At 60.3% G+C, this 22,422-nt stretch carries 21 protein-coding genes and 2 pseudogenes; 9 read left to right on the top strand and 14 right to left on the bottom strand.

The genetic code is table 11. From position 1 onward, the window contains the following. The first annotated feature begins 158 nt into the window (after positions 1–158). The 4 genes from LDZ23_RS29815 to LDZ23_RS29800 all read left to right on the top strand — a co-directional run bounded on the left by LDZ23_RS29815 (position 159) and on the right by LDZ23_RS29800 (position 3,216). Complete coding sequence (locus LDZ23_RS29815; protein ID WP_244807575.1) at positions 159–683, top strand: transposase; 525 nt, start codon at positions 159–161, stop codon at positions 681–683. Further along, positions 659–1,012, top strand: a complete 354-nt coding sequence (gene tnpB / locus LDZ23_RS29810; protein ID WP_045463971.1) for an IS66 family insertion sequence element accessory protein TnpB — start codon at positions 659–661, stop codon at positions 1,010–1,012. Before LDZ23_RS29815 ends, tnpB begins: the two co-directional genes overlap by 25 nt. Before the next feature lie 30 nt (positions 1,013–1,042). After that, on the top strand, positions 1,043–2,623 hold the full coding sequence (gene tnpC, locus LDZ23_RS29805; protein ID WP_239294552.1) for an IS66 family transposase: 1,581 nt from the start codon (positions 1,043–1,045) through the stop codon (positions 2,621–2,623). Positions 2,624–2,730: 107 nt separating this feature from the next. Next, positions 2,731–3,216 (top strand): DUF3331 domain-containing protein, encoded by a 486-nt coding sequence (locus LDZ23_RS29800; protein ID WP_244808597.1) that lies wholly within the window; start codon positions 2,731–2,733, stop codon positions 3,214–3,216. Positions 3,217–3,532: 316 nt separating this feature from the next. On the opposite strand, the gene LDZ23_RS29795 is transcribed toward LDZ23_RS29800, so the two are convergent. The 8 genes from LDZ23_RS29795 to cynR all read right to left on the bottom strand — a co-directional run bounded on the left by LDZ23_RS29795 (position 3,533) and on the right by cynR (position 12,249). Continuing rightward, positions 3,533–4,069 carry an NAD(P)H-dependent oxidoreductase gene (locus LDZ23_RS29795; protein WP_244808843.1) on the bottom strand — a complete coding sequence of 179 codons (537 nt, stop codon included), beginning with the start codon at positions 4,067–4,069 and terminating at the stop codon, positions 3,533–3,535. 152 nt (positions 4,070–4,221) lie between these two features. Continuing rightward, on the bottom strand, positions 4,222–5,079 hold the full coding sequence (locus LDZ23_RS29790) for a VOC family protein (RefSeq protein ID WP_244808596.1): 858 nt from the start codon (positions 5,077–5,079) through the stop codon (positions 4,222–4,224). 28 nt (positions 5,080–5,107) lie between these two features. Then, positions 5,108–6,208, bottom strand: coding sequence for a DUF2817 domain-containing protein (locus tag LDZ23_RS29785; protein ID WP_244808595.1), 1,101 nt, complete (start codon positions 6,206–6,208; stop codon positions 5,108–5,110). A 46-nt stretch (positions 6,209–6,254) separates the two neighbouring features. Next, positions 6,255–6,647, bottom strand: coding sequence for an ectoine synthase (locus tag LDZ23_RS29780; RefSeq protein ID WP_244808594.1), 393 nt, complete (start codon positions 6,645–6,647; stop codon positions 6,255–6,257). Between the two features lie 28 nt (positions 6,648–6,675). Beyond that, positions 6,676–7,980, bottom strand: coding sequence for an amidase family protein (locus LDZ23_RS29775; RefSeq protein WP_244808593.1), 1,305 nt, complete (start codon positions 7,978–7,980; stop codon positions 6,676–6,678). Between the two features lie 63 nt (positions 7,981–8,043). Then, on the bottom strand, positions 8,044–9,189 hold the full coding sequence (locus tag LDZ23_RS29770; RefSeq protein WP_244808592.1) for a branched-chain amino acid ABC transporter substrate-binding protein: 1,146 nt from the start codon (positions 9,187–9,189) through the stop codon (positions 8,044–8,046). A 586-nt stretch (positions 9,190–9,775) separates the two neighbouring features. Continuing rightward, positions 9,776–11,170 carry an aminotransferase-like domain-containing protein gene (locus LDZ23_RS29765; RefSeq protein ID WP_244808591.1) on the bottom strand — a complete coding sequence of 465 codons (1,395 nt, stop codon included), beginning with the start codon at positions 11,168–11,170 and terminating at the stop codon, positions 9,776–9,778. A gap of 146 nt (positions 11,171–11,316) precedes the next feature. Continuing rightward, positions 11,317–12,249 carry a transcriptional regulator CynR gene (cynR, locus tag LDZ23_RS29760; protein ID WP_244808590.1) on the bottom strand — a complete coding sequence of 311 codons (933 nt, stop codon included), beginning with the start codon at positions 12,247–12,249 and terminating at the stop codon, positions 11,317–11,319. A 124-nt stretch (positions 12,250–12,373) separates the two neighbouring features. Between cynR and LDZ23_RS29755 the strand changes: the two genes are divergently transcribed. The 3 genes from LDZ23_RS29755 to LDZ23_RS29745 all read left to right on the top strand — a co-directional run bounded on the left by LDZ23_RS29755 (position 12,374) and on the right by LDZ23_RS29745 (position 15,824). Continuing rightward, entirely contained in the window at positions 12,374–13,033 is a 660-nt protein-coding gene (locus tag LDZ23_RS29755) for a carbonic anhydrase (protein WP_244808589.1), read from the top strand. Between the two features lie 33 nt (positions 13,034–13,066). After that, complete coding sequence (gene cynS / locus LDZ23_RS29750) at positions 13,067–13,537, top strand: cyanase (RefSeq protein ID WP_244808588.1); 471 nt, start codon at positions 13,067–13,069, stop codon at positions 13,535–13,537. A 1,390-nt stretch (positions 13,538–14,927) separates the two neighbouring features. Next, positions 14,928–15,824: an NAD(P)H-binding protein gene (locus LDZ23_RS29745; RefSeq protein WP_244808587.1), complete on the top strand. Its 897-nt coding sequence runs from the start codon at positions 14,928–14,930 to the stop codon at positions 15,822–15,824. Here LDZ23_RS29745 and LDZ23_RS29740 read toward each other — a convergent pair. The 3 genes from LDZ23_RS29740 to LDZ23_RS29730 all read right to left on the bottom strand — a co-directional run bounded on the left by LDZ23_RS29740 (position 15,821) and on the right by LDZ23_RS29730 (position 18,166). Further along, the gene (locus LDZ23_RS29740; protein ID WP_244808586.1) at positions 15,821–16,414 is read right to left on the bottom strand and encodes a TetR/AcrR family transcriptional regulator; all 594 of its coding nucleotides are present in this window, start codon (positions 16,412–16,414) and stop codon (positions 15,821–15,823) included. The two genes, LDZ23_RS29745 and LDZ23_RS29740, sit on opposite strands and share 4 nt — an antisense overlap. 343 nt (positions 16,415–16,757) lie before the next feature. Further along, positions 16,758–17,204, bottom strand: coding sequence for a carboxymuconolactone decarboxylase family protein (locus LDZ23_RS29735; protein ID WP_244808585.1), 447 nt, complete (start codon positions 17,202–17,204; stop codon positions 16,758–16,760). A gap of 194 nt (positions 17,205–17,398) precedes the next feature. After that, positions 17,399–18,166, bottom strand: a complete 768-nt coding sequence (locus LDZ23_RS29730) for an SDR family oxidoreductase (RefSeq protein ID WP_244808584.1) — start codon at positions 18,164–18,166, stop codon at positions 17,399–17,401. A gap of 102 nt (positions 18,167–18,268) precedes the next feature. On the opposite strand from LDZ23_RS29730, the gene pdxR reads away from it, so the two are divergent. Further along, positions 18,269–19,735 (top strand): MocR-like pyridoxine biosynthesis transcription factor PdxR, encoded by a 1,467-nt coding sequence (gene pdxR / locus LDZ23_RS29725; RefSeq protein ID WP_244808583.1) that lies wholly within the window; start codon positions 18,269–18,271, stop codon positions 19,733–19,735. Here pdxR and LDZ23_RS29720 read toward each other — a convergent pair. From LDZ23_RS29720 to LDZ23_RS29710, 3 genes and pseudogenes are all read right to left on the bottom strand, one after another. Beyond that, complete coding sequence (locus LDZ23_RS29720; protein WP_244808582.1) at positions 19,732–20,352, bottom strand: FMN-dependent NADH-azoreductase; 621 nt, start codon at positions 20,350–20,352, stop codon at positions 19,732–19,734. The genes pdxR and LDZ23_RS29720 overlap by 4 nt on opposite strands. Next, positions 20,349–20,690: pseudogene (locus LDZ23_RS29715) on the bottom strand (GNAT family N-acetyltransferase); the annotation flags it as partial. The gene LDZ23_RS29720 and the pseudogene LDZ23_RS29715, both read right to left, overlap by 4 nt. 168 nt (positions 20,691–20,858) lie before the next feature. Further along, on the bottom strand, positions 20,859–21,764 hold the full coding sequence (locus LDZ23_RS29710) for a LysR family transcriptional regulator (RefSeq protein ID WP_244808581.1): 906 nt from the start codon (positions 21,762–21,764) through the stop codon (positions 20,859–20,861). A 79-nt stretch (positions 21,765–21,843) separates the two neighbouring features. Between LDZ23_RS29710 and LDZ23_RS29705 the strand changes: the two are divergent. Continuing rightward, a pseudogene (locus tag LDZ23_RS29705) lies at positions 21,844–22,401 on the top strand (alpha/beta fold hydrolase); the annotation flags it as partial. Between the last annotated feature and the right edge of the window lie 21 nt (positions 22,402–22,422).

The raw sequence follows: 22,422 nt of genomic DNA, 5'->3' as shown, positions 1-22,422 counted from the left end.
CCCCAAGCAGCGCGCGGGATTGAAAGACCGACAGCTTTTGTTTGTGAAAACATGCAAGGAGCGGCTCTTATCAAACGTAAGCGGTCCATCTTCGACGTCTGGCAGTGAGCGACGGTAGCGAGGACCATAGGTGTCCACCTATCTTGAGGTGGACACCTATGACTGGCATGGACTCAGAGTTGGCAGTAGTGCGTCGCAGCAGCGATGGCCGTCGGCGCTATGACGAAAAAAGTAAACGCGCCTTGATTGAGGCAGCACTTCGTCCCGGAGTATCAGTCGCCGGTCTGGCTCAGCAGCACGGCATCAACGCCAATCTGCTGCGCAAGTGGATCGCGAAGTACCTGGTGGAGCGCGAGAAAGGCATTTCGTCAGCGTCGCAGCCTAATGGCAACGAAGAATACAACCCGCCTCAACCCGACGAGTCGATTAATGACGTGGCCGTCGATCTGCCAGGGTCGCACCAACCCGTCCCCGTCGCGGTAAAGCCGTCTGCGTTCGTGTCGGTCGTTTCAGCGTCGCCGACACAACCGTCCACACCGCCATCGATGACACTTGCCTTGCATGTGCGTCTGTCGAACGGCGTCGAGCTTGAACTTGGCGGGGCAATCGCGACCATCGACGAATTGACGACCATGGTTCAGATTCTGGGGAGGATGCCGTGTTCCGGTTCGACGACGATCTGAAGGTCTATCTGCACCGCGATCCCGTTGATTTCCGCTACGGCATGAATAGCCTGTCGATTCTCGTCGAGCAGTCGATGCGCCTGAATCCGATGGACACTTCGCTATACATCTTCGGAAACCGGCGTCGCGATCGGATAAAAATCCTTGGCTGGGATGGCAGTGGTTTCTGGCTTCTCATAAAGCGATTGGAGAGAAGCCACTTCATCTGGCCCGACAACAAGGCTGAGATCGTGACGATGACCACCAACGTGCTGCACGCGCTACTCGACGGCGATGACATCACCGCGATTCGACGGCATCCGAAGCAGGAATATCATCGCGTGAGCTGAACAGTGAGGCGGCGTGCAGGTCTAACCGCCATGCCGATCAACGTCACGATCACCGCCGAGGAACTGAAGGCGTTGCTTGCCGAGCGCGATGCTGCGCGTGCATTGCGAGAAGAACAGGAGGCATTACGCGGCGCTTTGCGGCTCGTGACGGCCGAGCGAGATCTCGCCGAGGAGCGCCTCCGAGCCTATCGTCGCGAACTGTTCGGCGCCAAGAGTGAAGCACGAGATTCTGATCAACCTAGCTTGTTCAACGAAGCGGAGACGCTCGGAGCGAACAGCGCGCCCGCGCAGGAAGACACGCCGGAGACGACGGTTGGCGCGCACAAGCGCAAGAAGCGCGGTCATCGCAAGCCGCTTGATCCAAATCTGCCGCGCGAGGTCGTGAGACACGAACTGCCCGAAGCCGAACGCTTCTGCACGAACGATGGGCACGCGCTCGTCGAGATAGGCGCGGAGATCAGTGAGCAGCTCGATGTGATCCCCGAGCAGCTTCGGGTGATCCAACACCAGCGCGTCAAATATGCGTGCCCTTGCTGTGACCTCGGCATCAAGGTCACGCCGGCGCCGCCGCGCATCATCGCGCGCGGACTGTTCAGCGAATCGGCGCTTGCATGGATCGCCACCGGCAAGTATCAGTTCGGCATGCCGCTGTATCGCCAGGCCGGTTTGCTGTGTCGCTTCGGCGGAGACATCTCGTCGAACACGATCGCCGCCAGCATGGTTCGCGTTGGCCTCGCGACCCAGCCCGTGATCAACTTGATGCGCGATGCGTTGCTCGAGGCAGAGCTGATCTACTGCGACGAAACAACGTTCCAGGTACTGAAAGAGAAAGGGAGAAAACCACAAACGAAGAGCTACCTCTGGGCGCAGATGACCGGCTCGGGCGTCCCTATCCGCTGCTTCAGCTATACGCCCGGACGCGGCGCCAAGCTGGCCGACAAGCTGTTCACGGGCATCCGCAAGGGCGCCGTTCTGATGACTGATGGCTACGAGCCCTACAACGACATAGCTCAACGCTACGACCTCGTGCACCTCGGATGTTGGGCACACCTAAGACGGTACTTCATCAAAGCGGAGGAGAACGTGCCGAAAGCCGCGCGTTCGCCCGATCTGCTCGCGGCACGCTTCATCACGCTGATCGGCAAGCTGTTCGCTGCGGAGGCCCGCTCTAAGAAATGGAAGCCTGAGCGACGACAGCGATTGCGACGGCGATACAGCACGCGCATACTCGACGCCATCTACGCTTTAGCCCTCGCGGAGTCGCCCGGCGTCGTACCGAAAAGTTTGCTCGGAAAGGCACTGACCTATCTGCGCGAACAGTGGCCGAAGCTGATCCGCTACGTCGAGAACGGCACTTGGGCCATCTCGAATAACCCTTGCGAGAATGCGATTCGCCCATTCGTCGTCGGGCGCCGCTCATGGCTTTTTAGCGACACCGTAGCGGGGGCGAACGCAAGTGCAAACCTCTACAGCCTGATCGAAACCTGCAAAGCCGGGGGCATCGATCCCTATCGTTACCTCCACTGGTTATTCCAGCGCCTTCCTCTGGCGAAGACCGTCGACGACTACGACGCGCTGCTGCCCTGGAAGATGCCCGCAGATCTCCGCTGACCCACTTCGCTATCACACATCACGCGCTCTACCACCTTACTCTGAGCGGCGTCGTTCGTGGATCGCTTACTATCAAACGCTGACCAGTCGCCACAGAGGAGTCAGGAATGAATGATCGAGAGAACGGCTTTCTTGTCTGGCAGGACACGCTCGCGAGGCTAAGACTGCTTCCCGAATGCGCGGGATTGAACGTGGTGACACCGCGCTATAAGTCACGGACCAATCAAGTGACAAGGCGCTGGAAAGAGGCGGTCGCGCAAACGGCCGAGAGTCAGGCGAGGAATGACTGCGTTCGAATCCGCATCGCGGAACTCAGCGCCCGAACGGCGACTCTGTCGTGGCATGACTCCACCGCTTGTCATTACGAGGATCAGAAATGGCGCAGAGGCAAAGCGCGGCGCGCCGGAATATGCTCTCTGTCGGGCCAGTCCGTCATGCGCGGCGCGGATGTCTTTCGCCCGTCCCGGAGGGGCGCTGGAGGCCCGGTCAACTCCGACGCGATGATCTTGGCGAGCGCCCTGGCCGACCACGTTGAAGCAGGCGCATACGATGTCTTGGACTGCGCCGCCTCTGAACCACGTGCCGGTCGGTGACTGCAAAGACCACCATGCGCACTTGTTGCCCCGAGCTGGCATTCGGCCGCATAGCATCCCTGTACTTGCAAATTTAAGTCGAATGACTTCGTAACCAGTGAAACTCGCCCTATCCGCCTTTTGTCGGGCGTCCGCCGTTCTGAACATTCGACTCCCAGGGCGGATTAACGACTTGCGGATCAAGGAAGCGATCGGGATTTTTCTGACCGCACGGAGGCATCCAGACAACCACCGCCAGTCTCGGCCTTGGCCTCTGACAACATTCAGCCAGAAAGTCGAGGCCACTTCAGCGTTACGAGGAGCCTACGCACACGGATCAAAAAGTATGGCGCATGAACGGACTGAAGCTCGGCGCGTCGGGCTTCAGTTGACCCAACGCATCCCAGTCTTGCCAGCCGTTGAACTGAAGCGGCGTCATCTGGTCGATCTTCGCAATATGCGCCCGCAAATCCGCCTTGTAGCGCTCAAGACGCGACGCATCGGCTGATATACCCGCGTAGCGTATAGACGCTGAAATCCCGAAGGTCGCAAAATGCGGCAGGACTGTGTAGCCCATGTAGTGCAACACGAATACACGATCCAGCCATCCCTTAAGCATGGCTGGCATCGAGAACCACCAGATCGGAAACTGGAAGACGACGAGTTCCGCTTCCAGCAGCTTGGCGATTTCCGCGCGTATGTCCTCACTCATCAGTTGCTCGTCGAAGGCATGGCGCTGTTCTGTCTGTACATCGAAGACATCAGGCCGCGCGCGATGCTCGAAATGTCTAGGTCCTTCGACCGGATCGAAGCCCATCGCGTACAGATCCGAAACATGAACGTCGGCTCCTTGTTCTTGAAGCGCCGCGACGATGCTTTCCTTAAGTTGCCCGTTGAACGATTGCGCTTCCGGGTGGGGCGAAAACGACTAGTGCTTTCATCTGTTCCCCTCGATATCGATTCATTTACGAACGCTAGGCTGTCGCCCCAACGCCGCCCCGATTTGCGGAACGTCTGCCGCGGTAATCAGCGCGCGGCGTGAAGAGGGAGCAGTTGCGATTCGATATCATCGTCCGTTTCGGGCGTCGTGAGGCGCGCACCGTGCGTCAGATCGAGCGGCATTGTCGGCGGAGCATTCTGCCGGTCATGCGCTAGTGCAACGCGATACACCCTCGGGCCATAGGTCGACAGATCGCGTGCCAGAGCTTGCGCGATGTCCACCTTACTGTGGGTTCTCGGCGATACAAGGAGGATCCGCGTCGTGCAGACAATCAAAGAAGCGGCCTCGAGACCCGCATCCTCCAGCCAGGGAAGATCAATGCGCTCAGCAGTCGACAGAAGCAAGCGTTCATAACGTTGCACCGCCTTGTCGAGATTGAGTACCTGAACCGAAACGCTGCGAATTCCGAGCATGCCATTCGGATGAACGCGGCAGTCTCCCTCAGGCACGCGAAGGTGTCTCGCAGTCACATCAGCGCAGAGGAATGGAAGCGCCTCGTCTGTCGGCCAGCCAAGCAGCCAGTGCATCTCCGCGCCGTCCGCCTGAACGCGCGAACCCGCGGCAGCGCTTTTGTAGAAATCGTAGCGTCTGTCCGACCGTTGCGTTTCTATGGAGAAATTCGCAGGGCACAGCGCGAAGTCAATGACGCCTTCGCCTCGTCGCGCCAGGCGCTCATACCATTTCTCGCCGCTCGCCGGGTTGACCCATTCGATCAACTCGATATAAGCGCCGTCGTGAAAGTAGATGAGCGCATTGCGCGTCGGCGCATGAGTGTGCCGTCCACCGGTAGACACGTTGAAGCCCAGTCGCCGATAGTCCAACACAGCCGCCTCTAAAGAGTGCACTGCCACGACGAGGTGGTCAAACCGGAATGGCTTGCTCATCTTCCTAACGATCCTTGCTCAAAAGAACTTACCATTGGGTTAGTCCAACCACGGTCTTCTCGACGATCTCGGTGCCCGACGAAAGCACCGAATTGCGCCAGACGTAGGAGATGGGAACGAATGAGTCGAGCAGGTCTGCGCGCACTTGCACGACCGCCTCTCGCGGATAACGATCTCCGAACCGGCGTAGCCATAGATCCTGCCGGATGGCCAGGTCGCCCGGCTGGCGTCCGCGCGTGCCCCACTCAATGACGCCGCCTGCCACTTCCGCTTCGGGCAGAAGCTTCCGGATGCCGTCGAACACCAGACCCCGGTAGCGGGGGCAGCGGCGTCCATGCGGACGCCCAGCAGGCAGGCCATCCTTCTCCCACCATTGCATGGTCCGCCGGTATGCATCGGATTCGGCCTCAGCGAACGGCAGGAAAAATGCCTCGCCGTAATCGCCGATGCCGGTGTGCCAGTCGATCACCGCCACCTTCTCTGCCGCTAGAAGATGCGCCTGCACAATTCTTTCCAGAGTATGGTTTTCCCACGTCCGCTGCGTGCCTCCGAAGAACACGCCGTCCGGGTGCGCGTATTGACCGCGTGCAATCGCATCAAAAAGCGCGTCCTCTCCGAGACGGTCGCGTGCCGCGCTGAGCCCTGCTTCGGCGTTCGAACACTCATTCGCGTCGGCAATGTCCGCGTTGAGGAAGCGATGCACTTCGTCGTAGGTCCGGTTTTCCGGCCTGCCCCGTGAGAAGTCCACAAAATTCCGATTGAGGTCGATTCCGTCCTCGTTGGTCCGAACGCCATACGAGAAACCATAGGGATTAAGTGCGTGGACGAGAATCACGCCAACGTGGTCGAGCTCTCGCCGCGAGGCACAGAGCCGAAGCCACGCGGTCTGGAGCGCGGAGCCGGCGTAGCCTTCGGCTCCATGCGTTCCGCTGATGACCACAAGCTTGCGCCCGCTCGTTGCGCTTCCTAAACACGCGACGTCGATGCTCAGACGCTCCTCCTCGATCCCGGGCGAGCGATCGTAATCGTAGACGTGTAGATCCGCCCCTGCGCCGCTCGCCGCGGCGCGAAACTTATCGCGTGCGACAGCATAGGTCGGAGAAAAGTAGTCGGTGTTTGCGAAGAACATGAGTGCGCCCCGTCCGCCTTAATGAGCCGCGTTGATGAGCGGTGGGCTACTGATCTCGCGAGGGCGCATAACTGCCGTCATCGCGATGCGTTTCATCACCGACAAGAGGCGGATTGAAAACGCAGACCAAACGAAGATCGCCTTTGACTGCCCGCACGATATGACGGTCGTGCTTGTCCAGAACGTAGACAGATCCGGCCTGGATGGTGTGCGTCTCGCCGGTGGCAATATTGACGACCTCTCCTACTCCTGCGAAACAGTAGTTAGCCTCAATATGATGCTTATACTCCAGTTCGAGTTCAGCTCCTTCGGAGACCGTGGTGTCATGGACCGAAAATCCCACGTTATCGCTCGCGACGATGAGCCGCTTGCTGTCCCACCCTTTTCCGGAGGCGTGCCGTGCCGTTCCAACGATGGATGCAACGTCTCTGACGATCATTTCCGTTTCCTCTTCGATGGATCTCGCATTAAGGTTTCAATAGCGCCGCCTCGACTCGGCGTGCCACGGAGAGCAGATCGATGTCGCGATGCCGGCGACCAGTGAGCATCAGCCCGAACGGTCGCGGCCTGGCCGGATCGAACTGCATGGCGATGCTCGGCGCCTCCAGGCGATTCGCAAGCTCGGTGAGACTGAACGATAGCGCGTTCACACGCAGATACTCGGTCTCGTCCGCAGTCACGTCTGCGATTCGAGGCGGAACAATGGGTACTGTCGGGGTCAAAAGAGCATCGTAGTGCGCCATTTCTGCGTCAAACACGTTGGCTTCGTGCTTGAGCGCTGCTGCGCCCTTCAGGTATCGATAAGCGGGAATCGATTCACCGCGCAATATTCTCGGCCCGACGAGCGGGTCGTAACGCGCCAGCCGCGTACGAATCCACGGTTCGTGCCAAGCGTAGGCGTCCGCCACGATGATCCCGCTTTCGGCGGCAATACGCGACGGCGCTCTAAGGTCCATGAAGTCAGTCTCAACGATCGAAGCACCCAGGCTGGCAAGGCGATTGACGCACCCTTCGAACGCGGCGACGACCGTCGGATCGCAACGACTCAGGGCGAAATCCACGGGCAGAGCCAGCCGGATCCCTTCGAGCTCCCTCGTCGGCTGAACCCGCACGACGCGTGTCCTATAAAGTTTCAGCGCCTCTACCACCCTGACAATGGTGCTTACATCGCGGGCAATGAAGCCTGGCGCATCGAAGGTGGTCGACAGCGGAATGCACCCTTGCGTCGAGATCACATTCGTCGAAGGCTTGAAACCTACGATTCCGCAGAACGCCGCCGGAATCCTGATCGAACCGCTCGTGTCGGTACCGAGCGCAATGTCCGCAAAACCTCTTGCCACGGCAACGGCGCCGCCGGAAGTCGATCCGCCGGCAACCCGTTCTCCGTGGGCGTCGAGCGGACTGACCGGCGTACCCGTGGTGTTGTTGATGCCGAGAGCGCCGAAGGCGAATTCGGTCATGTTGGTGTGCGCCACCAATGTTGCACCGGCGGCGCGAAGCCCAGCAACGACCGGTGCATCGCGCGTCGCTTCAGGCTGGTCGGATAGAACGGCCGAAGCCGCGTCGGTGACCCATCCGGCGACATCGAAGCACGCTTTCACGGCCAGAATCAATCCGCTCAGCGGGAGGCTTGCGCCGGATGCAACTGCTTGATCCGTCGCGATGGCATCGGCGGCAGCGGCATCGAATCGCGTGCGCAGGAACACTTTGTCCAGCCCACTGAATGCCAACGAAACCGCTCGGCTTTGCTCGACCCTCGATTCGCCCGACATCTGTCTCAGCCCCTCCCGCGTTCGAGACCTTACTTCGCTTGCCAACGCGCATTAACCTGCATGTCATTGTTTCGCTCGGATCACGTCGATGTCGCGCCAGTCTTTTCCTTCTAGCTTGTAGAGCGTGTATGGAGCGCTGGCCAGATCGCCGCGTGCATCAAATGCGATAGGTCCGGTAGCGCCTTTGATGCTGCTGTCGGCGACAGCAGACAGCACTTTGGCCGGATCCTTCGATTCAGCCTTAAGCACCGCTTGGATGATCACCGACGCGGCGTCGTACGCATACGGCCCCTGGAAGCCTTTCAAATTCGTACCGAAGCGCGTGCGATAACGATTGACGAAGTCCGTTCCGGGCATCTGCGAAAACGGTATACCGGGCTGAACGGCCAGCGAACCCTCTCCCTCGCCTTTGGCAAGGTCAAGGAAGATCTCATTGTTGAAACCCTCGCCGACGAGCGTCGCCGTCAGACCCAAACTACGCATCCGTCTTACCACCTGAGCCGCCTGCGCGTCGAAGCCGCCGAAGACAATGACATCGGGGTTCTTGGCGCGCAGCCTAGTGAGCACGGCGCTAAAGTCGATGGTCTTATCAGTCACGTATTCATGCGCCACAACGTTCGCGTGGCGCTCGCGCAGCGTCGTCTCGACCCGGTCGGCGAGGCCCCGCCCGAAGTCAGTCTGATCGTCGATGATCGCGATTCGCTTAGCCTTCAGCTGATCGACCAGATAGTTGCCAAGCGTCGCGCCGGCTACGGCATCGTGCCCCACCACCCTGAAGGTCGTCTTGTAGCCCTGCTGCGTATAGGACGCGCTAGTCGAACTTGGACTGACCTGGGCAATGTTGGCTGCCGAATACGTTCTCGCAGCGGCGATGCTACAGGTGGAATTGAAGTGGCCTACAACGCCCGACACTCCGATGTCGGCGAATCGCTGGGCAATCTGCGAAGCGATGCGAGGATCGCCCTGATCGTCTTGCGGTTCGAGTTCGAATCGAACAGCCTTTCCCTTGAGCGTCGGATGGCGTGAATTCGCATCTTCGACTGCCAACCGCGCGGCATTTTCCATTTCCTTGCCATCGGCCGCCGACGGTCCGGTAAGCGGCGCCGCAAAGCCAATCTTGACGACCGCGTCGTCTGCCCGTCCTGCAATCGGCGCCAACGTCAGCGTCAGCGACAACGCATAGCCAATAAAATCGGTCATGATCCTCATTGCTCGCTCCCGTCCATGCAGCGTCGGTTGTTTGGATAGAAGGCCGATTGTATGCATTCATCGATACATACAACAGCATGACGCGATAATGCTGGCAAAGCGTCACGCAGGCAATCATTTTCATAATGTTTCGAAAGCACTCCCGCTTATATGGATGACCGTGCTACCTTGTCCAGAGTGCGAATTGAGTACAATCGAAAGATTGTATGCAGCTGCGCTAGAGAGTGAACACCATTGCTTCGCACCATCCAAGTGCCGGCGTACCGGGCACTCCTTCAGATATGCGCCTTAGATTCTTTAGCTCGCCTCGTCCGTGAAAAGGTCGACTTAATCCGCATGCAAAAAGGAGCAATAGCGCTCATAACCAGTCGGAACTGACTCGGGGACGTATACGGCGGCGGTGCCTGCGGTATGGCAGAGCATCGGACGCTGTAGGGCAATGCAACGTCTTCGCCGCTTGTGGATGCGGAGCGGACGCGAGACCGATATCCCTTCTCTTCGTCCAGGCAAACGACGACTGCAGCCGGACCGCATCGATAGAGCATCGCGCATCCGGGGAGGCGGGCGTACTTATCGCACGCCGACCTCACACGATGACGCTGGGCTCCGTTAGGTCGGAACGGAGCAGCGATGCGATCTTTTCGAGGCCGAATTTCAAATCGCCGATGGTCGGCGGCCCACCCAGTGAGAGGCGCACGGCCTCCTCTGCGACGCCGACGCAAAAAGCATCGCTCAAGGCGAGGTTGATGCCATCGACTCGAAGCCGCTCGGCGAAGGCCGCTCGGGTCCAGATTTTCGGCAGTATCAGCCAGGTGTGGAACGCTCGCACGTCCGTGTGTTTCGTCTGTTCGGGCAAGATGTCCCGCGCCAGCGACTGCCGCGCTGCGACCGCTTGGCAGATTGCGGCAAGCAAGTTTGACGCGGTGCCATCTTCGATCCATCGGGTTGCTAAGGCCGCGCTCAGGGGCGACGCCATCGACGCGGTCGCACGCAAAATGACAGCAGCACGCTCGGCGAAAGACTTTTCCGGCGTCGCCAGATAGGCAATTCGCAGCGCCGGCGTGAGACATTTGGAGAGACCCGAAAGATAGAAAGACTGGTCGGGCAAGAAACTTGAAAGCGGCGGCAACTCGTTGCCACGCTCAGCGAGAAGCGGCCAATAGTTGTCGTCCTCGATCAGCGAGACGCGATGGCGTGACAGAACGCTGGCAATCGCCATCCTGCGTTTCAGCGACATGCTCCGCGTGGTGGGATTGTGCAAAGTCGGCATACAGTAGAATGCCTTCGCCCGATGTTCCTTGCACACCTCGTCCAGAGATTCGGGAATCGCGCCCTGATCGTCCATTTCGACACCTACCAGGCGGATTCCAAGATAGCGCGCGATGAGAATGATGCCAGGATAAGTGAGGTTCTCGACGCACAGGACGTCGTCCTTTGCAGCAAGCATCATGACGACGACGAGCAACGCGGATTGCGTTCCTGGACAGACGAGCACCTGCTCCGGCGAGACCGCGCTCAGGCGCTGGCGCAGCCATTGCGCGCCCACGTCGCGGTCGTGGATCGTTCCCGCCGGTGGCTGATACCGCATGAATGCTTTGGCATCGAGTGCGACCGTCGTCCTTGACACCTCGTTCCAGAGAGTAATGCCAGCTTCGCCCTCGAACACGTTGGGCGGCGAGTTCACCATGAAATCCGTCGATGCATTGGACGACGGCGTGGGCGCTCGGTCGCGCAAATGGCGGACGAATGTGCCACGGCCGACGCGCGCATCGATAAGGCCGCGCCGCTGTGCCTCCGCATAGGCGCGGCTGATGGTCGAAAAGTCGACGCCGATCGCCGCCGCCAGAGCTCGTTGAGGTGGAAGCCGGTCGCCCCGATTTAGCGTTCCATGCGAGATGTCGGCGGCCATCGCATCGGCAATGCGCTGATAGATCGGACCCTTGCGCGCTTTGATATCCGGAACCCACCGCTTGATCATCATCGCTCTCGATACATACATTCTGAAGATTGTATGCGAAAAGCAGTTTGCTTAAAGCTTTTGTTAATCTTCGGAGTTTGAACCCGCCTGATCTTCCTTCGTCGCATTGTCGCCGAAATGTCGAACCAACTTCCATAAGAGGCGAGCCGTCACTCGGTACTAGGACGTTTGCTCCGGGTGACCCGCTTCCCAGCGACACGCTCGGCATCGCTTTGCAGCGCCGATAAAGCCACGAAAGCCCGTGTCGCCGCGCTTCTATACCCGCTCTTGCGAAGCAGCAGCGCGGCCGTCCGCTGCGGCAGTGCAGGCTCAAGTTGGACGCTGCACAGCTCGTGATGCTGCCGCGTGATCGCGGCTGGAAGCAGCGTAGCAAGTGCGCTGCGGCTGACGACTTCGATGACGGCGCTAATTGAATTGACTTCCATTGCAAGCCGCGGCGCCACGCCGTTCTCGCGGAAATAATGGTCGATGTATTGGCGCGTCGCGAATTCTCCGTTCAACAAGATCAGCGGCTCGTCCTTAAGTTCGTCGAGCGTCATGCGAAGCCGCCGTTTTGCTCGAGGATGCGTCTTGCCGATCGTCAGCGCCAGCTCCTCGACGAAAAGTATCTGCGGCTCGACTTCCTGATTAGAGACCGTGTCGAATGCGATTCCGACGTCCAGCGCGTCGTCGGAAAGCAAGGCTTCCATCCGATCTTGCGGCATCTCCGTGAAGGTCATCATGATGTTCGGATGCAGACGGTTGAATGCCTCAATCAACGGTCCGATGAAGTAAGCGGTGAACGTCGGGGTTGCTGCGATGCGCAGAACGCCGCGGCTGAGGTCCTGAACGTCAGCAATGGCGCGCTTGCCGGAATCGAGTTGCTGCAGCGCACGCCGCGCGTGGCTCGCATAGGCCTCCCCTGCGTCGGTCAGGCGAATAGAACGCCCGGTCCGATCCAGCAAGAGCGCGCCGAGGGCTACTTCGAGTTGCCGGATCTGCTGGGAGAGCGTGGGCTGAGATACGTGCAGGGCCTGCGCGGCGCGCGTGAAATTGCGATGCTCCGCTACGGCCAGCAGATACCGGATATGACGTAGCAGCATGGTTGCGAGTCCTTCGGTATTGGTCTTCCCTATAGCTCGGATAGGAAACCGGTCTTGGACACTATAGCCGAAACCGTCGAGCATTCACCTCATCGAGCCACCGTTCACAATAGCGGAGTGAAAGATGCGAGACATCATCGACGGATTCCTCAGGTTTCAGCGAGAAGCCTTCCCGCAGCGCACGAAACTCTTCAGGAGGCTTGCCACGAGCCAAAATCCCCGCACCCTGTTTATCTCGTGTTCAGATAGCCGGCTCGTGCCCGAACTCGTAACGCAGCGTGAACCGGGCGACCTGTTCGTCATCCGTAATGCCGGCAACATCGTTCCTTCTCATGGTCCGGAACCGGGCGGCGTGACCGCGACCGTCGAATATGCCGTCGCGGGACTCGGCGTCACCGACATCGTTATTTGCGGCCATTCCGACTGCGGCGCCATGACTGCAATCGCGACATGCGCCTGCATGGATCACATGCCGTCGGTCCGGAGCTGGCTCAAGTATGCGGATTCGGCGCGGGTCGTGAACGAAGCACGCAAGCATTCGAGCGAACGCGACCGCATCGACTCGATGATTCGCGAGAACGTCATCGCCCAGCTTGCCAACATCAAGACTCATCCCTACGTGCGGCTCGCGATCGAGCAAGGCGTCCTCGCGATCCATGGCTGGGTGTATGACATCGAAACCGGATCCATCGACGCGCTCGATGGTGCCACCCACCGTTTCGTCTCGCTCTCGAGACATCCGAACGCATGCGCAGAACCAGCCCGCGCAAACCTTGCCGCCTGAGTAGCAATTCCACCTCACCTCCGGAGATACATCATGCCTCAGTCCCAATACAGCCAGGACGCGCGTGCAGCGCTCACCGCCTTAATCATCGACGCCAAGATCGAGAAAAATCTGACCTTCAGAGAACTCACCGAAGGCACCGGACTCAGCATTGCCTTCGTGACCGCCGCGCTTCTCGGACAGCATCCCCTGCCGCCGGATGCTGCGAAAGTTGTGGCCGACAAACTCGGCCTCGGCCCGGACGCCACGCGCGCCCTGCAGACCATTCCAGTGCGCGGCAGCATTCCGGGCGGCGTGCCCACTGACCCGACGATCTACCGGTTCTATGAGATGGTGCAAGTCTATGGCTCGACGCTCAAGGCGCTGGTACATGAGGAATTCGGCGATGGCATTATTAGCGCAATCAACTTCAAGCTCGACATAAAGAAGGTCGACGATCCGGAAGGCGGCCATCGGGCGGTGATCACACTGGACGGGAAATATCTGCCCACGAAGCCGTTCTGAGATTACGAATGCGTAGCCGCCCGAGTTAACCGCACGCCGTGCTCGAATCGAGTTCGATACGGCACGGCCCGAGAACCTGGGGCTTTCGGCAATACGTTGCATCCCTCGGATTCGTCAACGTCTTGCCGATGGTCATGTTGAGGCCGCCGACGTTAGCGCCCCGGTTATTCAGCGTCGGCGAAGGCCACGTCCGTTTCAGCCACTCTCGGTCATTTACGCTTCGCTCGCCGTCCATGCCGCTTGCCGCATGGGAGCAAGTGGTCGGCACGTCGACGGATCGCGCTGCCGATGTGAACGCTCGAGACGGTATGTCGTTTTCGCTCGCCGCAAAGCAGCCATTGACCGAGGCGCGATGAGGGCTTGCTGATTGAAGTCGATATCAACCTCGACCGGCGCTCGTGGACGTCCGGGGCCCTGCGACCAGCGTGGAATTTCATTTTCGTTGGCAAGACGTCGGGCACTTTCGCATCATCGTGACGGCGTTACTGAAAAAGTGCAATCAAATCAGCCCGTCGGCTCTTATTTATCCTTGCATCGCACACGAGTACCAACGGCCGCTGACGGTCGGGAGCGCGCGCTGACGAAAGGCCGTTTGGGCACAGAATTCCACGGGCCGCTCACCGGCGATGAGGCGGAGGACGGGGATGACGCTACCCGACCCTTCTCTGTCGTTAGAGCGCCCGCAGTCGACATGACTGCTTCAGGAGTGGAACAGCCGTTTACACGGTAAAGCTTGACTCGCCCTTCACGGTTCTGCCCCAGCTGGGACGCCCGGCGGCGACAGTAGTGATGCGTGCCGCGTGATTTACGGTGGGAGGCCTTACGGAGCACTTCGGGAACGTCCCACGGCACGCGACTATTCGCTTGCTCACGGATAACGGTTCGATCACGCAGACGAGAAAAGATGTCTCCCCGGAACCTAGCCATCTCCTTAATCGCGGCACGATAGCCGAGTACTGGAACAAATTCAGGCACGCGATTCCTGGATGAACGATCGCCTGGAAGCTACTGCCATGAAGTAGCGACGACGCCCCCGCGTGGTCGTGTCATCGATTCACTGAATCCGTCGATCAAGGTGTCCCTAGACTGAGCGCGGAGCACGTCGAGCGACTCCCGAGCGCGGGACACGATTTGCTGTTCCCGTCCCATGGCGTCAACGATCGCGGCAGGCATGTCGATGTGAAACGACTCGTACCGCCTGGAATCGGCTATGAAGGCTGCCTGGCTTCGAGCAGTGAGACTGCATGTCGACAGAGTCTGACGGGCGCCTCCGCGAAGACTAAGCAGCCAATAAGGCAGCGCATCGCGACAAGAACACATTTTCCTTGACAAGTTGGAACGATCATTCCAGTATTCATGTACCGATCGTTCCAACTTGAAGGAGTCCGTCGTGTCCCAGTCTTCCAGGCGCAATTTGTCGCCTCGCATCGCCATCGCCATCGCCGGCGCTACCGGCCGAGTCGGGGCTGCTCTCATTGCGGGTCTCGCCAGTGAGCCTGTCGACCTCATTGCGCTTAGCCGCAAGCCGGATCCGTCGCGTTTCCCGGCTCACGTCGGCCAGGCGCCGGTCGATTTTGACGCGCCCGTCACGCTTGCAGCCGCGATGCAGGGTGTGGATCGCTTGTTCCTTGCGCAGGGCACGTCGCCGCGCCAGGTGGAGAACGAGATTGCGTTGATCGACGCCGCCGTCGGCGCGGGCGTCAGGCATATCGTGAAACTGTCGGCAGCCAGTCTGCCCGCGAAGCTGCACCCGTTCGACTGGCACGCGCGCATCGAGGCGCATCTGATTTCGCGCGATATTGGTCATACGATGCTGCGGCCAACAACCTTTTTCGACACGCTGACAAGAGCCGGAAAGCCTGTTCGGGAAGGAACCTGGGGTGGCGCAGCGGGGTATGGCATCGTCAATCTTATCGACACGCGCGATGTCGCTGATGCCGCGAAAGCGGTGTTGCTCGATCCAGCGAGCGAAACCTGGCAGCGCGCCTTTCATCTGACGGGGCCGCGCGCCTGGACCATGGACGACGTCGCTGCACAACTCACGCGGCTTCTCGGCAGGCCTGTTGCCTACCAGCAGCGCACTCCGGCCGAGGAGCGCGAGCGTCTTCTGGCATCGGGCGTGAGCGGATTTGTGGTGGATGTACTGACCGGGCTCGACCGCACGGTGCGCGAATCGTCGCTCCAAGAGCAGACTGCTACTGTCCAGTTGCTGACCGGTCATGCGCCAAGGGGCTTGCCGCAATGGCTTGAAGAAAATCTGTCTCTGTTCAGGGGTACGGCGCACTAATCGGCCTGCGACGCGACGCCGGGCGGCCATGCCGACATAGCTAGGTCGACCATGGCGGACAGCGCGGCAGGCGTTGCGCCGGCTTGCGGCAGATTCATGACGGCATGGAGAACACCGAGGTAATGCCAGGCAAGAGCCTCGCGGTCCACGTCGGACGACAACTTCCCACGCGCCACTCCTTCGTCGATGATCTCTGCCAGCACTGCCCGCTGGCGTCCGACACTGGACGTGACCGCCGATTGCGACGCCTTCGGCAGGTTTGCCTTCTCAACGCAACTGCGAGCCAGCATGCAACCATCGGGAGCCGCGGCTCGCCTGTGTAAAAAATCGCGCAGCAACGCCTCCATACGCTCGCGCGGCGTTGCACCGCCGACCGCGTTCATCCGGCGGATCACTCGATCCGTGTAGTGGTCGAGCGCTTCGCGGAACAAGCCGTCCTTGTCTTCGAAACGTTGGTAGATGCTGGACCGCGACAGCCCGGTCGCCGCTGTGAGGTCGTTGATCGACGCAGCGGCGTAGCCGTTACGCCAGAATACTTTCATTGCAGCTTCGAGTGCAGCGGTCTCGTCGTATTGGGGTTTGCCACTCATGGAAGAAATCTCGCTCGTCGGCCGGTCTGTTTGATCGACACACGTACCAGCAAGGACTGGAACGTCCGTTCCATGATACGACGAAGCGCCGGGCTTTTGGGAACGGCTTCGAGCGACGAGCTGAATTTTGGCAGACCCGTGCAGCGGTTAAGCCAACAACGCCGCGCCAGCCGCGCGGCCAGACCTGTCAACTTTTACATCCCGGATCTGCAAGGCCCTTGCACACCAACTAGAGACGAACAGATGCATCTTTACTAGCAGCCGAAGCATTGAAATATCTCCGTTCGCGTAAAGACATTGCGCGGGCCTTGTCCGACGCGCGCCGTCAGACGCCGCAATGAGCTTAAGCCCTGGCAGCGACCGGAAGTCGGAATGGCGCACCGAGACGGTTAAAAGCGTTCATCGCGGCAATCGTTATCGTGAGATCCACGAGATCCTTCGGCGCGAATGCCGCTGAGGCCGCTGCATAGGCTTCATCCGAAGCGTGCGTTTCGCTGACGCGCGTCACCTCTTCGGCCCAGGCGAGAGCTGCGCGCTCCTGACCGGAGAACAGGTGCGAAACCTCGTCCCACACCGGTACCAAGGTGATCTTGTCGACTGACATCGTCTTTCCGAGATCACGACTGTGCTTGTCGATGCAATGAGCGCATCCATTGATCTGGGAAACACGGAGGAACACAAGATGAATAAGCTCCTCGGGCAGGTTGGTGCTTTTCGTCACATAGTGATGAACGCCCATAAGCGCCTTTGCGCCGTCCGGGGCGATCTCGTGCCAGTTCAAGCGGGTCATCTTCGTCCTTTACCTTTCGTCCGTTGAAAAATGTCTCCTGCCCTTTACAGGCGCAGGTCGGTTACTTCACCTTTGCGCACGGCTCGTGACGCTACACCGGCGATGCTCAGCGGAGTCTTTCTGCCGACGAAGCCGTCCGAAAGCGCCGCATGGTCGCGCACGTTCCACATCAAGCCGTGAATGTCAGGGACGCATCAGACCGTTGCCGTATCCGTCAAGCGCATACGGTCCAGCCAGTCGCCGAGACTCATGCGGCCCTGCCGCATCCGGCCGGTCGGCACGAGCGAATTTTCGGCCATTGAGCCGCCGAAGTAGGTTGCCTTGTCGTCGGCGACCACCCTGCGTGCGTCACGCGTGGCGCGCAGATAGGTGCCGATGAACGCATGCATCGCGCCGCGCTCGGGACCGGCGATATCCACGATGCCGTCGAGCGGCAAGCCCAGGGCGATCTCGACGAGGATGGCCGCGACATCATCGGCGGCGATGGGCTGGAACTGATGCGGTGAAAGACGCACAGTGCCGTCGGCGGTGCTCAGATCGGCGATGGTGCCGAGAAACTCCATGAACTGCGTGGCACGCACGATCGAATAAGGCACGAGCGATGCCGCAATCAGCCGTTCCTGCACGCACTTCGCCGCGAAGTATGCATTGCCGTCCATTCGATTCACGCCGACGATCGACAGCGCCACATGGTGCTGCACGCCCGCTTCGCGCTCGGTTTCAAGGAGATTGCGCGTCGCATCGCGGAAGAAACACATAACGGCATCGCCTTCGTACGTCGGCGGATTGGTCACGTCGATCACGACATGCGCGCCGCGCAGTGCGTCGTACAGGCCCGCGCCGGTGATCGCGTTTACGCCCGTGCTCGGCGATGCGGCGACCGCCTCATGCCCCTTCTTGCGCAACAAGGCCACAGCCTTCGCACCGATCAGCCCGGTCCCTCCGATGACGACGATCTTCATGACACACCTCGTTCAATTGGTGAAAGTGAAGTCATTGTGTGAGAATCATGACTTGGTTAGAAGGGACAAGAATCGTCGATCTGACTAGTCCAAGGATCACGCATGCGGAACCCGCAACACGCACTGAAGATCGATATCGACCGGCGCCAGACACTGCCGATCTATCTACAGATCTGCGAGCGCTTCAAGGCCGCGATCAGGGCGAAACACCTCAAGCCCGGCGACCGCGTTCCCGCGCTGCGCGCGCTTGCCACGCAGCTCAACACGGCGCGCGGCACGGTGGAAACGGCATACGACATACTCGTCGACGAGGGCTATCTCCAGATGCGTGGCGCTGCGGGCACTTTTGTGTCGTCGTCGCTGCCGGCATCGGTTCTGAACTTGGCAGCGCCTCGGGTACGAGAATGCGCAGATGTGCCGCGCGCAAAACCGGCACCGGCAATAGGACTCGGCCATGAAGCCCGTCCGCTGCGTCCCGGATTGCCCGCGCTGGATGCTTTTCCGCGCAAAGTGTGGAGCCGCATCATCGCGCATCGGGCGCGCAGCGTAGATTTAGCCTCGCTCACTTATCCCGACCCTGCCGGCTTCGGGCCGCTTCGCGAACGCGTTGCGACTTATCTGGGCCTGTCGCGTGGTGTCGAGTGCGCGCCAGAACAGGTGTTCGTGACGAGCGGCTATCGCGCGTCGCTTGAACTCATTCTGCGCAGTCTCGCGAAACCGAACGACAGCGCCTGGTTCGAAGAGCCGGGCTACTTTCTTGCGCGCGACTTTCTCAATCAGGCGGGGCTGAAGCTCGCGCCGGTGCCGGTAGATCACGACGGAATCGACGTCGATGCCGGGCAGGCGCACGCGCCGCACGCGCGCTTCGCCATCGTGACGCCGTCGCATCAAAGTCCGCTCGGCGCGACGCTTTCGCTGGCGCGGCGCATGAAGCTGCTCGACTGGGCGGCACGCACGGGAAGCTGGATCGTCGAGGACGACTATGACAGTGAGTTTCGTTACGCCGGGCGGCCGCTGCCCGCGCTGAAGAGCCTCGATGTCGACGACCGCGTAATCTACTGCGGCACCTTCAGCAAGGTTTTGTTTCCCGGGCTGCGGCTCTCATATGTGGTCGTTCCCGAGCGGGCCATTGCACGCTTCGAGCAACTCACGACGAGCATGAACGCCGGACCGCCTTACCTGTTGCAGGCGGCAGTCGCGGACTTCATCGCACAAGGGCATTTTGCGCGGCATCTGAAGCGCATGCGCTCGCTCTACGCGGAGCGCCGCGAGGTCTGCGCCCGGGCATTGGAAAAAGCGTTCGGGGAGAAGGTACGCATCGAGCGGCCGTCGGGCGGCATGCATCTCGTGATGCTGTTCAACAACGTCAGCGGCGTCCCCGTCGACGATCTCGCCATCGCCGCGCGTGCGCAGGAAGCTGGGCTGGCGGTGAGCGCGCTGTCGTCGTGGCATATCGGCGCGCGCACGAAGCGCACTTTGCGCGGCCTGGTGCTCGGTTTCGCAAACGTAGCGGGCGGAGCCGAAGCGACGCGGCTCGTGGGCCAGTTGCGGCGCGCGTATGACGGCTAGAGCTTCACGGTGGCGTTCTGAGCGTTAAAGAGATCGTGTTGCGCGAGCGTTTCGCGCGCCGCCTTCAGTGCTTCGGTCACGGCTGCTTCGCCGCGCACGAGACCTTGCAGAAGCAGAAAATGCACATCCGTTACGCCGATGCAACCGAGCGCATAACGCAGATACGGCGAGAGGAAATCACGCTGTAACGCGTGTTCGCCGCTGTGATGACCACCCGAGCCGACGATGACAAAGGCCGGCCGATCGCGCAACAGTCCTACCTTTCCTTCCGGCGTGCTGGCGAAAGTGCGATGAATGCGCAACACGTAGTCGATCCACAGCTTGAGCGCGGCGGGCACCGTGAAGTTGTGCATCGGCGTGTTGATGATGAGCACGTCCGTCGTTTCGATCTCGCGAATCAGTTGTTCGGAAAGTTTGAAATGGCGCTCATCCGGCTCGCGTGACGTGATGGCGCGCGCGTAGTCGCTGGTGAGAGGCGGCAAAGGATATGCGGCAAGGTCCCGGCTAACCATGTTGCTTTGCGCGCGTGCGCCGAGCTTCCTGATCATGTCGAGCGCAAGCTGATAGCCGTGGCTGGCTTCGCGATGCGGGATGGCATTAATGAACAGCACCTTCATTGCGCGGCCTCCTTGTGGATTGTCTGAAGCGACTCGACGAAATGCATGCCTTTTGCAAGCAGGCCGTTGCGGAAGTAGAAGCGCTGCGCGAACGGCATGTGCAGGCCGGTATCGAATACGAGATGCGCGCAATCAGAACGATGCGCGATGTCGCGGACCTGGTCGAGCAGCCCCGCACCGATGCCGCTGCGTTGCTGCCGCGCGGTAACAATGAGGTCGTCAACATAGAGGAAACGAACGTACAGCGTGTTCATCTGCAGACGATAGCCGGCGAGGCCGAGGATGGCGCCTGATGGGTCGCAAGCGGCCAACAGGCGATAGTGTTCTTCACCGTTGCGAGGTCAGAGAGAATTACCTGTTCGCATCCCTCGTCCGAGCGGTGGACGGGGCATCCAGGGTGCACCGATGGCGACGGCGTACCAAACTGCACGATGGTGTGTGAAGCGCGAAGATCTGGTTCGAGAAACGCCTAACTTCAAATTTCGTTTACGGCGGTTTTCTCGCGCTCAACCATCCCAGGGCGGATCGTTGCTGAACGCTTCGGCAAGGTAATCGACGAACCGGTGCACTTTGAACGGTATCCGGCGAGCGCTCGGATAGACCGCCTGCACTACCAGCTCGGTGGCGCGGTATGCCGGCAGCAGTGCGACGAGTTCTCCATTTCGCAGATGCTTCCCAAAGACGAATGTCGGGCCGTACGCAATACCGGCGCCGGCGAGCGCGGCCGACAGCAGCATCTGCATGTTGTTGGCCGACACCCGCACGGGTCCTTCGATAACATGTGCACGGCCTTTCGCATCGACCAACGTCCAGTCCCCGCCGGATACCGCTTCGCTGAACGCGAGTCTCGGCGCCTGAAGCAGATCGCGCGGCTTTCGCGGTGTTCCATGCCGCTCGAGGTACGCCCGCGATGCGCATATGACCATCCGGCAAGAAGCAATCCGGCGTGTTACCAGCGCCGGGTCCTCCAGCCGCCCGATCCGGATAGCGATGTCGATGCCCGCGTCGAGCAGATCGACATAACGATCTCCGAGCACGACCTCGACATTCACCTGCGGATGGTCTTCGACGTAGCGCGCAACGACTTGTCCAAGATGCATCGCACCGAAGGTAACGGGCGCTGCGACACGCAGGACGCCCCGGGCCGTGCGGTGTGAATCGCTGGCCTCGCGGTTGGCTTCGTCGTATGTCTCGAGAATCTGCTTGCAGCGCTCGAAATAAGCCTGGCCCGTGTCCGTCAGGCTAAGGCGCCGCGTCGTGCGCTGCAGCAGTCGCGCATTCAGCCGTGCCTCGATCTCACTTACATGCTTGCCCGCCATCGCAGGCGAAAGCCCGAAACGCCGCGCGGCCGCCGCGAAACTGCCTTCTTCCACGGCCGCAACGAACACAGCAAGACTCGTCAGTCGATCCATATGGCACCTGATTCGATAGCAGTATTATCGACTGTCGCCAACATTTGAGCAATTATCAAATCACTTGAACGGCTCTACGATGGTCCTTCCAACCAACGAGGAGCACGAAATGGACATCGAAACGAACGGTACACGGATCCATGTCACGCAGCGAGGCAGCGGGGAGCTTGCGCTCGTTTTCCTGCACTACTACGGCGGATCGTCGCGCACATGGAACAAGGTGGTGCAGGCGCTGCCGGAGCGATACCGCATCGTGGCCACGGACCATCGCGGCTGGGGCAGCTCCGATGCACCCGCGCATGGCTACGGTATTGAGGATCTGGCGAACGACGCCGAGGGCGTGATCGAGGCGCTGGGTTTGAAGCGCTTCGTGCTTGTCGGTCATTCGATGGGCGGCAAGGTCGCGCAACTCATTGCTTCGCGGCGGCCGGAGGGACTTGAGGGTCTGGTGCTGGTCGCGCCGTCGCCGCCCTCGCCCTTGCTTCTCTCCGAGGAGGAACGCGCGACATTGTCGGGCGCTTACCAGTCACGCGAGTCGGTCGAATTCGTGATCGACAACGTCCTCACCGCGAGACCACTCGATGCCGCGTGCCGCGAACAGGTCATCCAGGACAGTCTCAAGGCCGCACCGCAGCGAAGGCTGCGTGGCCGGAGATCG

The organism is Caballeronia zhejiangensis (assembly GCF_022879815.1).
GTDB classification, from domain to species: domain Bacteria; phylum Pseudomonadota; class Gammaproteobacteria; order Burkholderiales; family Burkholderiaceae; genus Caballeronia; species Caballeronia zhejiangensis.
Note: the sequence above shows the minus strand (reverse complement) of the source record. Positions and strands in the feature narration are given on the sequence as shown.

What these genes read in the sequence shown, in the direction of transcription:
- LDZ23_RS29815 (WP_244807575.1), top strand. Translation starts at nt 159, where the DNA reads ATGACTGGCATGGACTCAGAGTTGGCAGTAGTGCGTCGCAGCAGCGAT.
- tnpC (WP_239294552.1), top strand. Translation starts at nt 1,043, where the DNA reads ATGCCGATCAACGTCACGATCACCGCCGAGGAACTGAAGGCGTTGCTT.
- LDZ23_RS29800 (WP_244808597.1), top strand. Translation starts at nt 2,731, where the DNA reads ATGAATGATCGAGAGAACGGCTTTCTTGTCTGGCAGGACACGCTCGCG.
- LDZ23_RS29790 (WP_244808596.1), bottom strand. Translation starts at nt 5,079, where the DNA reads ATGAGCAAGCCATTCCGGTTTGACCACCTCGTCGTGGCAGTGCACTCT.
- LDZ23_RS29785 (WP_244808595.1), bottom strand. Translation starts at nt 6,208, where the DNA reads ATGTTCTTCGCAAACACCGACTACTTTTCTCCGACCTATGCTGTCGCA.
- LDZ23_RS29780 (WP_244808594.1), bottom strand. Translation starts at nt 6,647, where the DNA reads ATGATCGTCAGAGACGTTGCATCCATCGTTGGAACGGCACGGCACGCC.
- LDZ23_RS29775 (WP_244808593.1), bottom strand. Translation starts at nt 7,980, where the DNA reads ATGTCGGGCGAATCGAGGGTCGAGCAAAGCCGAGCGGTTTCGTTGGCA.
- LDZ23_RS29770 (WP_244808592.1), bottom strand. Translation starts at nt 9,189, where the DNA reads ATGAGGATCATGACCGATTTTATTGGCTATGCGTTGTCGCTGACGCTG.
- LDZ23_RS29765 (WP_244808591.1), bottom strand. Translation starts at nt 11,170, where the DNA reads ATGATGATCAAGCGGTGGGTTCCGGATATCAAAGCGCGCAAGGGTCCG.
- cynR (WP_244808590.1), bottom strand. Translation starts at nt 12,249, where the DNA reads ATGCTGCTACGTCATATCCGGTATCTGCTGGCCGTAGCGGAGCATCGC.
- LDZ23_RS29755 (WP_244808589.1), top strand. Translation starts at nt 12,374, where the DNA reads ATGCGAGACATCATCGACGGATTCCTCAGGTTTCAGCGAGAAGCCTTC.
- cynS (WP_244808588.1), top strand. Translation starts at nt 13,067, where the DNA reads ATGCCTCAGTCCCAATACAGCCAGGACGCGCGTGCAGCGCTCACCGCC.
- LDZ23_RS29740 (WP_244808586.1), bottom strand. Translation starts at nt 16,414, where the DNA reads ATGAGTGGCAAACCCCAATACGACGAGACCGCTGCACTCGAAGCTGCA.
- LDZ23_RS29735 (WP_244808585.1), bottom strand. Translation starts at nt 17,204, where the DNA reads ATGACCCGCTTGAACTGGCACGAGATCGCCCCGGACGGCGCAAAGGCG.
- LDZ23_RS29730 (WP_244808584.1), bottom strand. Translation starts at nt 18,166, where the DNA reads ATGAAGATCGTCGTCATCGGAGGGACCGGGCTGATCGGTGCGAAGGCT.
- pdxR (WP_244808583.1), top strand. Translation starts at nt 18,269, where the DNA reads ATGCGGAACCCGCAACACGCACTGAAGATCGATATCGACCGGCGCCAG.
- LDZ23_RS29720 (WP_244808582.1), bottom strand. Translation starts at nt 20,352, where the DNA reads ATGAAGGTGCTGTTCATTAATGCCATCCCGCATCGCGAAGCCAGCCAC.
- LDZ23_RS29710 (WP_244808581.1), bottom strand. Translation starts at nt 21,764, where the DNA reads ATGGATCGACTGACGAGTCTTGCTGTGTTCGTTGCGGCCGTGGAAGAA.